General features: G+C 73.8%; 13 protein-coding genes. 7 read left to right on the forward strand and 6 right to left on the reverse strand.

Going from position 1 to position 13,625, the window contains the following annotated elements:
* Positions 1–28 precede the first annotated feature (28 nt).
* The 3 genes from ACSNN9_RS00550 to ACSNN9_RS00560 all read left to right on the forward strand — a co-directional run bounded on the left by ACSNN9_RS00550 (position 29) and on the right by ACSNN9_RS00560 (position 3,395).
* Positions 29–484, forward strand: a complete 456-nt coding sequence (locus ACSNN9_RS00550) for a Fur family transcriptional regulator (protein ID WP_436670643.1) — start codon at positions 29–31, stop codon at positions 482–484.
* The gene (katG, locus tag ACSNN9_RS00555) at positions 481–2,757 is read left to right on the forward strand and encodes a catalase/peroxidase HPI (protein ID WP_436670644.1); all 2,277 of its coding nucleotides are present in this window, start codon (positions 481–483) and stop codon (positions 2,755–2,757) included. The genes ACSNN9_RS00550 and katG overlap by 4 nt, the downstream gene beginning before the upstream one ends.
* Before the next feature lie 155 nt (positions 2,758–2,912).
* Entirely contained in the window at positions 2,913–3,395 is a 483-nt protein-coding gene (locus tag ACSNN9_RS00560) for a hypothetical protein (RefSeq protein ID WP_436670645.1), read from the forward strand.
* A 115-nt stretch (positions 3,396–3,510) separates the two neighbouring features.
* Here ACSNN9_RS00560 and ACSNN9_RS00565 read toward each other — a convergent pair whose 3' ends face one another.
* Entirely contained in the window at positions 3,511–3,975 is a 465-nt protein-coding gene (locus ACSNN9_RS00565; protein ID WP_436670646.1) for a hypothetical protein, read from the reverse strand.
* Between the two features lie 305 nt (positions 3,976–4,280).
* On the opposite strand from ACSNN9_RS00565, the gene ACSNN9_RS00570 reads away from it, so the two are divergent.
* The 3 genes from ACSNN9_RS00570 to ACSNN9_RS00580 are packed head-to-tail and all read left to right on the forward strand — an operon-like array spanning position 4,281 to position 8,224.
* Positions 4,281–6,950: a BTAD domain-containing putative transcriptional regulator gene (locus ACSNN9_RS00570; protein ID WP_436670647.1), complete on the forward strand. Its 2,670-nt coding sequence runs from the start codon at positions 4,281–4,283 to the stop codon at positions 6,948–6,950.
* Between the two features lie 51 nt (positions 6,951–7,001).
* Complete coding sequence (locus tag ACSNN9_RS00575) at positions 7,002–7,610, forward strand: hypothetical protein (RefSeq protein ID WP_436670648.1); 609 nt, start codon at positions 7,002–7,004, stop codon at positions 7,608–7,610.
* A gap of 32 nt (positions 7,611–7,642) precedes the next feature.
* The gene (locus ACSNN9_RS00580) at positions 7,643–8,224 is read left to right on the forward strand and encodes a hypothetical protein (protein WP_436670649.1); all 582 of its coding nucleotides are present in this window, start codon (positions 7,643–7,645) and stop codon (positions 8,222–8,224) included.
* Between the two features lie 62 nt (positions 8,225–8,286).
* On the opposite strand, the gene ACSNN9_RS00585 is transcribed toward ACSNN9_RS00580, so the two are convergent.
* The 5 genes from ACSNN9_RS00585 to ACSNN9_RS00605 all read right to left on the reverse strand — a co-directional run bounded on the left by ACSNN9_RS00585 (position 8,287) and on the right by ACSNN9_RS00605 (position 13,316).
* The gene (locus ACSNN9_RS00585; protein WP_436670650.1) at positions 8,287–8,802 is read right to left on the reverse strand and encodes a hypothetical protein; all 516 of its coding nucleotides are present in this window, start codon (positions 8,800–8,802) and stop codon (positions 8,287–8,289) included.
* A 1,126-nt stretch (positions 8,803–9,928) separates the two neighbouring features.
* Positions 9,929–10,291 (reverse strand): hypothetical protein, encoded by a 363-nt coding sequence (locus ACSNN9_RS00590; protein WP_436670651.1) that lies wholly within the window; start codon positions 10,289–10,291, stop codon positions 9,929–9,931.
* A gap of 119 nt (positions 10,292–10,410) precedes the next feature.
* Positions 10,411–11,307 carry a bifunctional helix-turn-helix transcriptional regulator/GNAT family N-acetyltransferase gene (locus ACSNN9_RS00595; protein WP_436670652.1) on the reverse strand — a complete coding sequence of 299 codons (897 nt, stop codon included), beginning with the start codon at positions 11,305–11,307 and terminating at the stop codon, positions 10,411–10,413.
* Between the two features lie 153 nt (positions 11,308–11,460).
* Positions 11,461–12,825 carry an endo-1,4-beta-xylanase gene (locus ACSNN9_RS00600; RefSeq protein WP_436670653.1) on the reverse strand — a complete coding sequence of 455 codons (1,365 nt, stop codon included), beginning with the start codon at positions 12,823–12,825 and terminating at the stop codon, positions 11,461–11,463.
* A 362-nt stretch (positions 12,826–13,187) separates the two neighbouring features.
* The gene (locus ACSNN9_RS00605) at positions 13,188–13,316 is read right to left on the reverse strand and encodes a hypothetical protein (RefSeq protein ID WP_436670658.1); all 129 of its coding nucleotides are present in this window, start codon (positions 13,314–13,316) and stop codon (positions 13,188–13,190) included.
* Positions 13,317–13,382: 66 nt separating this feature from the next.
* Here ACSNN9_RS00605 and ACSNN9_RS00610 point away from each other — a divergent pair, with 66 nt between their 5' ends.
* The gene (locus ACSNN9_RS00610) at positions 13,383–13,589 is read left to right on the forward strand and encodes a hypothetical protein (protein WP_436670654.1); all 207 of its coding nucleotides are present in this window, start codon (positions 13,383–13,385) and stop codon (positions 13,587–13,589) included.
* Positions 13,590–13,625 lie beyond the last annotated feature (36 nt).

Consider the following 13,625-nt stretch of genomic DNA (forward strand, 5'->3'; position numbering starts at 1 on the left):
TTCCAGAAGAGTGGACTATATTCATCAGGTGCCGTCCGACTTCGAGACCCAGCTACGGGCGGTCTCGCTGCGCGTGACCCGGCCCCGGTTGGCGGTGCTGGCCGCGCTGCGCGATCATCCGCACGTCGACACCGACACGGTGATCGCGCTGGTGCGGGCGGACCAACCCACGGTCTCCCACCAGGCGGTCTACGACGTGCTGCGTGCGCTCACCGACGCGGGTCTGCTGCGGCGCATCCAGCCTGCCGGCGCGACCGCCCGGTACGAGTCCCGGGTGGGGGACAACCACCACCATGTCGTGTGCCGCTCGTGCGGCGCGATCGCCGACGTCGACTGCGCCGTCGGCCATGCCCCCTGTCTCACCGCCTCCGACGACCACGGCTTCGCGGTCGACGAGGCGGAGGTCGTCTTTTGGGGCACCTGCCCCGACTGCGCGACCGAACGCACCTCCCAGTGGTCCGCCAGTTCGGAAGGAACCAGATGAGCGACACGCAGGACAACAACCCCTCCAGCGCGCAGGGCGTGGACAAGAAGGCGGCGGCCGGCTGCCCGGTCGCGCACGACTCCGTGACCGCGCACGGCAGCGAGAGCGAGAACCCGGCGATCGACTCGCCGACGCCGAAGACCGGAGGTCGTCCGCGCACCAACCGGGACTGGTGGCCCAACCAGCTCGACCTGTCGGTGTTGCACGCACACTCGTCCAAGTCGAACCCGCTGGGGGAGAGCTTCAGCTACGCCAGGGAGTTCGCCAAGCTCGACGTCGAGGCCCTCAAGCAGGACATCGTCACGGTCCTCACCACCTCGCAGGACTGGTGGCCGGCCGACTTCGGCCACTACGGCGGCCTGATGATCCGGATGAGCTGGCACGCCGCGGGCACCTACCGCATCCACGACGGTCGCGGCGGCGCCGGCGACGGTGGTCAGCGGTTCGCCCCGCTCAACAGCTGGCCGGACAACGCCAACCTCGACAAGGCCCGCCGGCTGCTGTGGCCGGTCAAGCAGAAGTACGGCCAGAAGATCTCGTGGGCCGACCTGCTCGTGCTCGCCGGCAACGTCGCCCTGGAGTCGATGGGCTTCAAGACCTTCGGCTTCGCCTTCGGCCGCGAGGACGTCTGGGAGCCCGAGGAGATCTTCTGGGGCCCGGAGGACGCCTGGCTCGGCGACGAGCGCTACGTCTCCGAGAAGCAGATGGCGGCCGACGTCGGAGCGACCGAGATGGGCCTCATCTACGTCAACCCGGAGGGCCCTCGCGGCAACGCGGACCCGGCCGCGGCGGCACACTTCATCCGCGAGACCTTCGCCCGGATGGCGATGAACGACGAGGAGACCGTCGCCCTCATCGCCGGCGGCCACACCTTCGGCAAGACCCACGGCGCCGGCGTCGCCGACGACCACGTGGGCCCCGAGCCCGAGGCCGCCCCGCTGGAGGCGCAGGGCCTGGGCTGGCTGAGCACCTACGGCAGCGGGAAGGGCGCGGACACGATCACCAGCGGTCTCGAGGTGACGTGGACCGACGTGCCGACGCAGTGGAGCAACCGCTTCTTCGAGATCCTCTTCGGCCACGAGTGGGAACTCACCACGAGCCCCGGCGGCGCGAAGCAGTGGGTCGCCAAGGACGCCGAGGCGATCATCCCGGACGCCCACGACCCGTCGAAGAAGCACAAGCCGACGATGCTCACGACCGACCTGGCGCTGCGCGTCGACCCGGCGTACGAGAAGATCTCGCGCCGCTTCCTGGAGAACCCCGACGAGTTCGCGTTGGCGTTCGCCAAGGCCTGGTACAAGCTGCTGCACCGCGACATGGGTCCCGTCAGCCGCTTCCTCGGCCCGTGGGTCCCGGAGCCCCAGCTGTGGCAGGACCCGGTGCCGGCCGTCGACCACGAGCTCGTGGGGGACGCCGACGTCGCCGCCCTGAAGGCGAAGGTACTGGAGTCCGGCCTCACGACCGCCCAGCTGGTCTCCACCGCCTGGGCGTCGGCCGCCAGCTTCCGCTCCACCGACAAGCGTGGCGGCGCCAACGGCGCGCGGATCCGTCTCGAGCCGCAGCGCAGCTGGGAGGTCAACCAGCCCGAGCAGCTCGCGACGGTCCTGGAGACCCTCGAGGGCATCCGGCGGGAGTTCAACTCCGCCGGCGGCGCGAAGATCTCGCTCGCGGACCTGATCGTGCTGGCCGGCTCGGCCGCCGTCGAGAAGGCGGCGCGCGACGCCGGCGTCGAGGTGACCGTGCCGTTCCGCCCGGGCCGCACCGACGCCAGCCAGGAGCAGACCGACGTCGAGTCCTTCCGGGTCCTCGAGCCGCGCGCCGACGGGTTCCGCAACTACCTGCGTCCCGGCGAGAAGACCCAGCCGGAGGTGCTGCTCCTCGACCGTGCCTACATGCTCAACCTGACCGCGCCCGAGATGACCGTCCTCATCGGCGGCCTGCGTACCCTCGGGGCCAACGTCGGCGGCACGCGGCACGGCGTCCTCACCGACCGGCCCGGCGTGCTCACCAACGACTTCTTCGCCAACCTGCTCTCTCCGGGCACCCGGTGGAAGGCGTCGGAGTCCGACGAGCACGTGTACGAGATCCGGGACCTGGCCACCGACGAGGTGAAGTGGACCGCCACCGCGGTCGACCTCATCTTCGGCTCCAACTCCCAGCTACGGGCCCTCGCGGAGGTCTACGCCAGCCAGGACGCGCGCGAGAAGTTCACGGCGGACTTCGTGGCGGCCTGGACCAAGGTCATGGAACTCGACCGGTTCGACCTCGCCTGACCCGGCTCCGCACGACGAGCCCCGGCCGATCCGTCAGCGATCGGCCGGGGCTGGCACCACGACGCGGTCCCGGCGGCCGGCGCTGCGGGACGCGCGTCGACGGCGGCGTGAGAGCGCGACAGGGTCGAGGCCGCCAGGGTGGCTAGCATCTGCCCATGACGTTCCGGGTCCACTACGTGATCCCGCCCGGCGCGGCGGCCGAGGGCATGCTCGTGCCTTCGGGCGACGACGTCCTCGTCTTCGCGCAGACGGTCGAGGTGGGCCCGGGCGACCGGACCGTCGAGTTCTCCCTCCTCGCCGCTGGCGACGGAGTCCAGATCGCCACCGACATCGACTGCACCGCGTTGCTCCGGCGAGAGCCGGAGGAAGTCGCCGTCGTCCAGGCCGTGGACAGCTGGGTGCTGGAGCGCGCCGCACAGGCCGTTCGGATACACGAGCTGCTGCTCCACTGGTGGCACCAGGTCAGCTCCGAGTCCCACCGGTCGTCGCTCGAACCGCTCCGGCGATGGCTTCTGGCTCACGACCGCCCCGGCGACTACTGGAAGCTGCTCGGCACGGCGGCCGGGCAGCCAGGCCGGGGTGCTCGAGGTGGCCCCGCCTTCAGGAAGGGCGCCACCCCCGCAGCGGGCGTCACGTGACGTCGGAGCTGGTCGGCCCCGGCGAGCGCCAGGGCCGCGCCGTGTCTGGCGAAGAACGCTGCCGCGGTGGGCCGGCGGGCACCTCACCCGGCGGCTCCGGCGGCCGCGGGGGCGCTCAGGTGCCCGGGCCCGCCGGCGCCGCGCCGTTGTCGACGAAGTCGAAGGTCAGGCCCTCACCGGCGTCGCCCTCGGGCACCCGTTCGACGACCAGTCCCTGCCGGTCCGTCGCCCGGAGGCGGACCTCGCCCTCGCCGCTGATGGTGTAGGTCGGGCGGCCTTCGCTCTTCTCCCGCGTCCTCTCGATGGCGAACAGTTGGCCGGCCCGGCCGGCATCGCAGGCGGTGGCCACGACCGTCGCCGGGGCGCTGCCGTCGTCACGCAGGCCCATGCAGTCGGGCTCGCCGCCGCCGTGCGCCTTCGCGGTCCGGATCTGGTACTTGTTCCCGTGGGCGGGCAGCAGCACGAACAGGCTCTTGTCCGTGTCGCCGTCGGTCAGGTGCAGTCGGCCCTTCGCGTCGACCGCCAGGATCGACTCGAACGACCCGACCGGCCGCAGGACGACCTGCCGCTCGCCCCGCATGATCGGGTCTGCGCCGCCGGCCGCCCCGGGGCCGGCCGTCTGCGACTCGCTCGCGGGCGTGGAGCCGGTGGGTGAGGGCGTGTCGCCGGCTCCGCTGGGGGGTGTCGACGTCGCCGGCGAGGCGGTCGGTTCCCCGGCCGGGGGAGTCGCCGCGGGCGATCGTCGTCCGATGCCGCGAGCGGCACCGTCGTCAGGAGCACGACCCGGTACGGCGTGTCCGTAGCATGTCCGCACTGCCTGTCCGGACATGCGGGCGGCTTGACCGGCGCCGCCAGAACTGCGCCGACCACGAGGCGGAGGCGCGGATGCGGTTCGAGGTGCTGGGGCCGGTACGGGTGTCCACGCCGGATGGCGAGGCGGCCCTGGCACCGAAACCGCGCGCACTGCTCGCCGTGCTGCTGGCCGCTCGCGGACGGCCGGTCACCGTCGACCAACTGCTGGCCGAGCTGTGGCCGGAGGGCGCCCCGTCGACGGCCGTGGCGACGCTGCAGATGCACGTCTCGGCACTGCGCAGGGTGGTGGGCGAGCGGCTGCGCAGCGTGCCCGGCGGCTACCGGCTCGACCTGACCGGCGCCACCCTCGACGCCGCCGAGTTCGAGCAGACCGGCGCGCTCGAGTTGTGGCGTGGCGACCCGTACGGCGGGGTGCGGGCCGGGCTGTCCGTGGCAGCGGCGGCGGCCCGGCTCGCCGAGCTGCGGCTCGCGGCTCGGCTCGGGTGGGCGCAGCGGGCGCTGGCGCAGGGCCGGCACGTCGCCGCCGCCACCGAGCTGGCGGGCTGGGTCGCCGAACAGCCCACCGCCGAGGGGCTCGTCCGGCAGCTGATGCTCGCGCTGTACCGGTCTGGCCGGGCCGGCGACGCGCTGACGACGTACGACAACGCCGCCGCCGCGCTCGCCGAGCTGGGGGCCAGGCCCGGCCCGGAACTCGACGCGCTGGCCGCCGCCGTACGCCGACGGGACCCCACCCTCGACCTGCCGGCCCCCGGCGTGCCCGCGCGGCGCAGCCGCTTCATCGGCCGTCGCCTGGAGCTGGACAGGGGGATCGGCCTGCTCGGCACGACCCGGCTGCTCACCGTGGTCGGGCCGGGCGGTGCCGGCAAGACCCGGTTCAGCCTGGAGCTGGCTCGCGAGGTGGCCGAGGACCACGACGTGGTGCACGTCGTCGAGCTGGCCGAGCACCGCGACGGACCGCTCGACGCCCGGCTGGCCGCGGCCACCGGCATCCGCGAGGAACCCGGCGTGGCGGTGCTCGACACGGTCGTCCGGCAGCTGACCGGCCGCGTCCTGGTGGTGCTCGACAACTGCGAGCACGTCCGGGCGGACACGGCGGCGCTCGTGCACGCGCTGCTCGGCGCCTGCCCCGGCCTGCGGGTCGTCGCGACCAGCCGGGAACGGCTCGGGCTCGGCGGCGAGGTGGTCTTCACGCTGGGCGGCCTCACCACGCCGGCGGCCGGCGCGACCGATCCGCACGCGGACGCGATGCGGCTGCTCGCCGACCGGGTCGCCGCGGCCCGCGGCGGCGCCGGCCTGGCCCCGGCCGAGCAGGTCGTGGCCGCCGAACTGTGCCGCCGGCTCGACGGGTTGCCGCTCGCCATCGAGTTGGCCGCCGCCCGGCTGCGCGCGGTGCCGCTGTCCGAGATCATGTCGCGTCTCGACCGGCGCCTCGACCTGCTGACCGGCACGTCGCCCGTACCGCGGCACCAGACCATGCGGGCGGCCATCGACTGGGGCTACGACCTGCTCACCGGGCCACAGCGGACACTGCTGCGACGGCTCGGCGTCTTCGCCGGCGGCTTCGACCTGGCGATGGCGGCGGAGGTGGCCGGCACCGATCCGCTCGACGCGCTGAGCCAGCTGGTCGACCGGTCCATGGTGGAGTTCGCCGAGGGCCGCTACCGGCTGATCGAGACGATCCGCGAGTACGCCCGCGAGCGCCTCGGCCCGGCCGAGCGCGCCGAGGCGTACGGCGGGTTGGTCGCGGTCTGGGAGCGCCGGCTCGCGGCGCCGCCGCCGCTGGACGGCCCGGCGCACACCGAGTGGCTGACCGGCATCGCGGCGGACCACGACACCATCGTGGCCGCGCTCGACTGGACCCTGCGCGACGGCGATCCCGCGAAGGGACTGGGGATCGCCGCCGCGATGTGGTGGTACTGGTGGGTCGCCGGACGGATGGCCGAGGGTCGGGCGTGGCTCGACCGCGCGCTGGCCGCCGCCCCGCCGCAACCGTCCGCCCCGCGCGCCCGGGCGCTGCGGGCCGCCGCGGCGCTGGCCCGCAACTCCGGCGACCTGCCGGCGGCCCGACGGCTGGGGGAGCAGGGCCTGGCCACGTTCCGCGAACTCGACGACCGGACCGGCACGGTCGCGGCGCTGAACAACCTGCTGATCACCACCCAGGCCCAACAGGACTACCGGGCTTCGCTCGCGTACGGCTACGAGGCGCTGCGCATCGCCGAGGGCGACGCCGACGCCCGGATGGTCGCGGCGGCGTCCAACAACACCGCCGGCACGCTGCGCTGCCTCGGCCGCCTCGACGAGGCGGAGGAACTGTTCCACCGCGCGCTGGCGGGCTTCCGCGCCCTCACCGACCGGCGCGGCGAGGCGGCCGCGCTGACGAACCTGTCCACCATCGACCGTCGTCGCGGCCGGCACGCCGCCGCGCGCTCGGCCATGCGGGCGGCGCTGGCGATCTACACCGAGCTGGGCATCGCCGAAGGGCAGTTGGACGCCGTCGAGGGGCTGGCGCAGCTCGACGTCCTCGAGGGCGACGCGGCGGGCGGGTTGCGGCTGCTCGCGCTCGCCGAGCGCGAGCGCTCCGCGCTGGGCGCGCCGAGCTTCACGCCCGACGAGATCGCCGACCGCGACCGGGCGGAGACCGAGGCCCGGGCCCGCCTGGGGCCGGCGGGAGTGGCGTACGCCTACCGGCAGGCGACCGCGACGACGCTGGCGGAGGCGGTGGCGGCCCTGCTCGCCGGCTGAGTCGGCACGGCCTTTGGGCTTTCTTTGGCGCCGCCGTCCATCCTTCCCGACGTGATCCGACCTATCAGGCCGACGGCCATCTTCCTGCTGTGTGTCGCGACGGTGTCGGGGTGCGCGGCAACCGGACCGGTCGCCCGCGACGGCGACGTCGCGGCGACGGCCCCGGCCGGCCCTTCCGCCGCCGCGGCGCCCGCCACGGCACCTTCGCCGGGACCGGCGACGCCGAGCGCCACGCAACGGACGACGGGGGAGCCGGCCACCACGAAGCCCGCCGACGGGAAGCCGGCCCCGGAGCCGTCGCACCCGGCCGCCGGGGAGGACGCCGGCCCGCGAATCGTCTACCTGCGCGTCGCCCGGCAGCCGAAGTGCGCCGAGGGCACCGCCGTATTCCGGGCCGGCCCGGTCCCCCTCGTGATCGAGTGGAAGATCACCGGCGCCACCGGCGGAGCCCTGTCGGTCGACGATCCGACGAACACCCCCGGCACGTACGGGCCGGTGGATCTCCAGGGCTCGCAGGAGTTCCTCTTCTCCTGCACCGGCGAGGTGGGCAGCACGGAGACCCACACCTACGCGCTCTACACGGTCGGCGGCGGGGCGGCGCGTTCCGCGACCGTCACCGCCTCGGCCACGGTGCGCGACAAGGGCCTCGGCACCGAGTGACCCACATCCCGTACCTCCTGCGAGGAGAACCCGTGAAGCACCGCCTCGTCACCATTGCCGCCCTCGTCGCCGTCTGCCTCACCGCTGGCTGCGGCCTCGTCGAGCCCACCACCGCCGGCGAGCCCTCGAGCGCGGGCGCCACGGTCGCGCCGACCGCCGGGGCCGCCTCCCCGACGCCGAGCGCGACCAGGGTCGCCTCCCCGACGCCCAACGCGTCCGGGGACGGCAGTCCGGGTTCGGTCAAGGACGCCGGCGACATCCCCGACCCGTGCACCCTGCTCACCGAGTCCGAGGTGGTGGGCCTGACCGGCCGCGACGTCACCCGCAGGGACGAGGACGGCGACGCCGGCGACGTGACCCGCTTCTGCCAGTGGCAGCAGGACAGCGGCCAGCTCGCCGTCTTCCTCACCCGCACCACCGCCGCGGAGTTCGGGGTCACCGTCGCCGCCGCCAGGCGGGTGGAGGGGGTCGGCGAGGAGGCGTACTGGCACTCCGGCCATCTCTACGTCCTGCACGGCACGGTGCAGATCGACGTCTACTCCCGCGGCGGCTCCGACGCGCAGAACCTGGCCGACGCCAGGCAGGTCGCCGACGTCCTCATCCCGCGCGTCTGACCACGTCTCGATGGGCGGTCCCGTACCGCCCACCGGGCGAGCCGGCCGGACGGCCGACGCGGTCAGCAGGGGCGGAGTCGGCGGTACTGCGGCGCGAGTCCACCGAAGCCGAGCCCGTTCTCGTCCAGGGCGTTGTAGACGGTCAGCCAGCCGTCCGGGAACCGCAGGGCCACGGTCACGGCGCCGTCAGCCAGGTCGCCGCCGGCCCATTCGAGAAGCTCCACCGCCTCGACCCGCTGCCCGCGCCGGGCCGCCAACACGGCGGGAACGTCGTCGCGCCACCGCAGGCGGAAGTCGTCCGACGTCGGCCACGCCGGCGCCCGGGCCACGTCCACCGTATTCCAGGTGATCGACAGCTCGTCGAACTTCTGGTGGTTGACCTCCACGCGCTCCCCGGCGAAGTCGAGCACCACCGGGCAGTCGGCGAACCACTCGTCGTCATCGTCGTCCCACACCACCCAGGTGCGGGTCAACCGGCGGCCGACGAGGCCCCGCAGCCGGCGGCCTTGGCGGTGGGCGATCGCGTCGATCCCGCTGAGCCAACTCGGCCGGTAGCCAACGATACCGAAGTCGGACACCACCGGGGAATTGTGCCTGACACCCCGCCATCGCTCGGCTCCGGCAGCCCTCCCCGGGCGCCGCATGCGTTCCGAGAGAGTCGACGCCGGGCGCGGCCGTCGGCCCGCCGTGCGAGCACCCACCGGCCACAGTGGTACGTGACGCCCGGCGGGTCCTGCGGTCGTCACGTATGCTGCGGCGGGTGTCCGCCCAGGCGATCACCAGTGGCGAGGGTGCATCCCACGGCCGCCCACCAGTGTCGACGCGCGCTCCCCGATCGACAGGCATCGAGGTCGATGGCCTCGGCGGAGCGGTGGACCCCACGCGGGTGACCACCTCCGAGGCGCGAACGAAGGAGCGATTCCGTTGACCGGTACCCGTCTCATACCGACCGTCGAGCAGCCGGACGAGCCGCCGTCCACCTCGGCCCCCATGCCGGTGTCCCAGCCTGTGGCGCTGTCGGCGCCCCGCCAGCGGTCACCGACGTCGTAGCGGTCCCACCGGTGGTCGTAGTGGACCCAGAGTTGGAAGTGCACGTAGAAGGCGTCGTGTCGCTCCCGGCCCCACCGGGACGCGGCGAGCGCCCGGGGCACCCAGAAACAGTGAAGCCCGTCCCGGTCGTACATGAGTGGCACGTGGGAGTGCGTGAAGCCGTCCAGGTCGATCTCATCCATGTGTTTCCCCGCGCTGCTGGTCGTGTCGCGTCCGCTCGGCCGACACCCGGGCCGCCCGCCCCGAGCGGCGCGCTACGGCCGGGGTGACGAGGTGGGGGAGCATGCGCGACACCGGGGGTTCCACCCGGACCGGGTCCTCATCGGAGTCGATCCCACGACCGTCGACGCGAGATCGGCTGTGCAGAGGCCGGTGGCCGGCTCGGAAGGGCTGTGAGCAGGGCATACCCTCAAGCCGTCTTCTTCCTTCCCGTCGCGCGCCGGTGGGCGTGGCGTTCTTGTTGAGGACGGCTCGACGGTACGCGATCAACCGTCTGGGCACGACCCGTCGCAGGCGACGATTTGTCCGCGGGCGGACGCCCGGCGACGGCGGCGGGTGCGAGCCGTCCGACGTCTCCGGCCCGCGCGACATCCGCGTCCCCGCGGTCCACCATGGATGTTCCCGGGCGCGGCGGTCGGGCCCGTCGTATCCGAGTCAGCGGTACAGGAGGCCGCAGGCCAGCAGCGCGCAGCCGAGCCAGCCGCTGAACGCCGCCAGTGTGCCCGTGGCCGTCGCCGACGCGATCCGGCCGACGAGGAACCGGTGCACCAGCAGCGAGACGACCAGGCTGCCCACGAGCGGCGGCGCGCTGAGCCGAAGCAGGTCCCCTACGCCCGGGCCGTCATGACACGCCAGCGTCTTCTCCGCGCACAGCCTCGCGGGGCCGGGGGATTCCGGGCCCAGGCCCAGGAACTCCGGACCGAGGATCCAGGTCGCCGCGGCGACCGGTGCGAGCACGGCGAACGCGTACCACCCGGCCAGCACGGCGAGGCTCCGTCGGGCCACGGTCCACCGCATCGCGCGACACTAGCAACCGGGGCCCGACCGACCGTCGGCTTCGACGCCCACCGGATCGCTGCGGGCCGCCACCGCCCCCGGCGCGCGAGGCGCGACCGAGGTTCGGCCGGCCGCCCGGGTCACGGCGTCAGGCGCTTCTCGAACCAGTGGTGGGCGTAGGGCTCCGCGTTGTACGCCTCGATCTCGCGGTAGCCGCAGGCGCGGTACATCGCGATCGCCTCGGTGAGGGCGCGGTTGGTGTCGAGCCGGACGGTCGTCCAGCCCCGCTCGGCCGCGTGCCGTTCCAGCTCGGTCAGCATCCGCCGCCCGATCCCGAGCCCGCGTACGGAGTCCGCCACCCAGACCCGCTTGATCTCGGCGGGCGCGTCCCGGTGCAGCTTGACCGCGCCGCAGCCGACCGGCTCGCCGTTGAGGGTGGCGAGCAGGAACACGCCGGCCGGGGGGACGAGTTCCTCGTCGTGGACCGGGTTGCTGCGGCCCGGGTCGAACCCGCCGTCGAAGCGCCGCGCCACCTCCCGGGCATAGGCCCGCACGCACGCGCGGGCCCGCGGGTCGCCCAGCGGGCAGGGCTCGATGAGCACCATCGACGCGACGAGCAGCCGCTCCACCTCGGCCATCGCCGCGACGAGCCGCTCGCGGCGTCGCCCGGTCAGCGGCGCGAGGATCGACCGGGCGAACTCGTCGGAGCGCTCGTCGAGCTCGGTCCACTCGGCGCGGCCGGCGTCGGTGAGCGTGGCGACCCGGACCCGCCCGTCCCCGCCGACCTGGTCGGAGGGCCCGACGGTGACGAGCCCGTCGCCCTCCAGGGCGCGCAGGAGGCGGCTGAGGTGGCCCGAGTCCAGCCCGAGCCGGGACCGTAGTGCCGCGACCTCGGCACCGCCGGGGCCGATCTCCCACAGCAGGCGGGCCTGCGCGAGGGGGCGGGCCCGCGCCATGTACTCGTCGTCGAGTGCCCCCACCCGTTGGGTCACCGTCCGGTTGAACCGCCGCACGGCGGCGATGAGCTCCGCGTTCATGATGCCTGACCTTAGTCAGGCATATGTGGCCCGCGCCAGCGCCGCGCGCAGGAGCGCGCGACGGCGCCCTGCCGGCGAGCCTGCGGGGGCCGGCGCGACGGCCCCGGGTCGGCGCGGTGGGCGCCGCCCCGGGGCCGTCCGGTCACCCGACGCTCAGGAGGCGGTGCAGGAGCGCACCAGCGGGCGCGTCCAGGTGCCGTTGGCCATCGTGGTGAACCCGAAGACGTTGCCGCTGCCGTTGGACCGCATGGTCATGACGTTCCCGCTGCCGTCCCAGCTCGGGGTGCCGTTCCAGGTGGCGGAGACCTTCTGCGGGGGAGTCACCTCGACGACCACGGTCCAGTTGGTGGCGCCGCTGACGGTGACCTCGCTGTTGAACCGGTCGCCCCACCGGGTGCCGTCGCGCAGGGTGGCGGTGCAGCTTCCGCCCGGCGGCGGGGTGGTCGGGCCGGTCGTCGGCGGCGGCGTGGTCGGCGGGGGAGTGCCGTTGTTGAGGGCGGCGAGGACCGCGTCGTACGCGGGCTTGCGGTTGCCGCCGTTGTCGAACAGCAGCGGTGTGTCGGAGGCCCGCCAGGAGTCGCTGTCCCGGATCCCCCAGACGGTGATGCCGGTGCACCGGGCGACCGCGAGGCAGTCGTTGACCACGTTGCGGTACGTGGTGGCCGAGGCCCCGGCGATGTCCAGCTCGGTGATCTGCACGTCGACGCCGAGCGCCGCGAAGCTGGACAGGGTGGTGCGGTAGTTGCCCGGGTAGGGCGAGCCGCTGTTGAAGTGCGACTGGAAGCCCACGCAGTCGATCGGCACGCCACGCTGCTTGAAGTCGCGGACCATGGCGTAGACGGCCTGGGTCTTGGCGTGGCTCCAGTCGTCGGTGTTGTAGTCGTTGTAGCAGAGCTTGGCGCCGGGGTCGGCGGCCCGGGCGGCCCGGAACGCCGCCTCGATCCAGTCGTTGCCGGTGCGCTGGAGGTTCGAGTCACGCCGGGCGCCGCTGCCGCCGTCGGCGAACGCCTCGTTCACCACGTCCCAGGCCACCACCTGACCGCGGAAGTGGGTGGCCACCTGGGTGACGTGGTGGAGCATCGCCTGGCGCAGCGCGCTGCCGCTCATGTTCTGCATCCAGCCGGGCTGCTGCGAGTGCCAGGCCAGGGTGTGGCCCCGCACGCTCATGCCCCGGCTGCGGGCGTGGCTGACGATCCGGTCGGCGTTGGCGAAGGTGAACTGCCCCTGCTGCGGCTCGGTGGCGTCGATCTTCATCTCGTTCTCGGGCGTCACCGAGTTGAACTCGCGGTTGAGGATCGTGACGTAGGTGTTGTCGCTGAGCTTGTTGGCGGCGACGGCGGTGCCGAAGTAGCGGCCGCGCTCCGCCGCCGACGCGCCCAACGTGGTGCCGGCGCTCGCCGCGCCGGGCAGGACCGTGACGCCGGTCGCGGCGAGCAGTCCCACTGCCGCGACGGCGAGGGCCGCGCGTACGCGCGAGCGCGATCTCGGCCGGGTGTCCCGGTGGCACCTCTCGATCATCTTCGCTCCTTCGGGGGGCGGTCCGCGCCGTCGGGGCGGACCGGTGTGGTGGGGGGTGTGCGGGACCGGGGCCGCTCGGCGGGCTGCGCCGAAACGACTGCGAGCCGCTGTCATCGACCCCGATGGATGTGGAGTATGGCAGCGTGACGAGTGGGCGAGCAAGAATTTCCGGAAAAGTATCGATAGCCGGTGAGGGGGGCGATCCGGGGTGCATGCATCGCATGGCAGGTCAGCGGAGGTTGAGGAAGTGCGGCGGGCGCTCGTGCCGATCCTTGTGCGATCGGTGCGAGTGCCCGTCGGCGGTATTTTTCGGGGCGCTTCCGTAACGCGTCAGGGCGTTGTCGGCCCTGGCCGTCCGGCCCTCAGGCCGCGCGCCTGGCCAGGCCGCCCATCGTCACCGCCGTGAACACCGCCGCGGCCAGCGCCACGTCGGAGAGCAGCATCAGGCCGATCGCGTACGACCCCTGCACGCCGGACACCCAACCCCGCATCCGGCGCACGGCCACCCGCCGGTGACGGCGTGGTCGATCGGCGGGCCGCCCGGCTATGGTGTCGGCATGCAGGATCGGCACGGCCTCCGCCGCGTCGGCAAGCGGGTCTCGCTGCCGGCGCTGCTGATGCTGACCGTGCTGGTCATGGTGCTCTCCGCGGCCCGCTCCGTCGGGCTGTGCATCGTGTTCCGGCGCGCGCGGCGGGCCGTCCCCGGTTGCGTGCCCGCGTGGTCGGCCGACCGCGCTCCGCCCGGGTCGACGTTCGCCGTCTGAAGCCCGTCCGCCTCCCCGCGTCGCGCGACGCGGGGA

It is taken from the genome of Micromonospora sp. URMC 107 (assembly GCF_051386315.1).
Classification (GTDB): domain Bacteria; phylum Actinomycetota; class Actinomycetes; order Mycobacteriales; family Micromonosporaceae; genus Micromonospora.

What these genes read in the sequence shown, in the direction of transcription:
- katG (WP_436670644.1), top strand. Translation starts at nt 481, where the DNA reads ATGAGCGACACGCAGGACAACAACCCCTCCAGCGCGCAGGGCGTGGAC.
- ACSNN9_RS00560 (WP_436670645.1), top strand. Translation starts at nt 2,913, where the DNA reads ATGACGTTCCGGGTCCACTACGTGATCCCGCCCGGCGCGGCGGCCGAG.
- ACSNN9_RS00565 (WP_436670646.1), bottom strand. Translation starts at nt 3,975, where the DNA reads ATGCGGGGCGAGCGGCAGGTCGTCCTGCGGCCGGTCGGGTCGTTCGAG.
- ACSNN9_RS00570 (WP_436670647.1), top strand. Translation starts at nt 4,281, where the DNA reads ATGCGGTTCGAGGTGCTGGGGCCGGTACGGGTGTCCACGCCGGATGGC.
- ACSNN9_RS00590 (WP_436670651.1), bottom strand. Translation starts at nt 10,291, where the DNA reads ATGCGGTGGACCGTGGCCCGACGGAGCCTCGCCGTGCTGGCCGGGTGG.
- ACSNN9_RS00595 (WP_436670652.1), bottom strand. Translation starts at nt 11,307, where the DNA reads ATGAACGCGGAGCTCATCGCCGCCGTGCGGCGGTTCAACCGGACGGTG.
- ACSNN9_RS00600 (WP_436670653.1), bottom strand. Translation starts at nt 12,825, where the DNA reads ATGATCGAGAGGTGCCACCGGGACACCCGGCCGAGATCGCGCTCGCGC.
- ACSNN9_RS00605 (WP_436670658.1), bottom strand. Translation starts at nt 13,316, where the DNA reads ATGCGGGGTTGGGTGTCCGGCGTGCAGGGGTCGTACGCGATCGGCCTG.
- ACSNN9_RS00610 (WP_436670654.1), top strand. Translation starts at nt 13,383, where the DNA reads ATGCAGGATCGGCACGGCCTCCGCCGCGTCGGCAAGCGGGTCTCGCTG.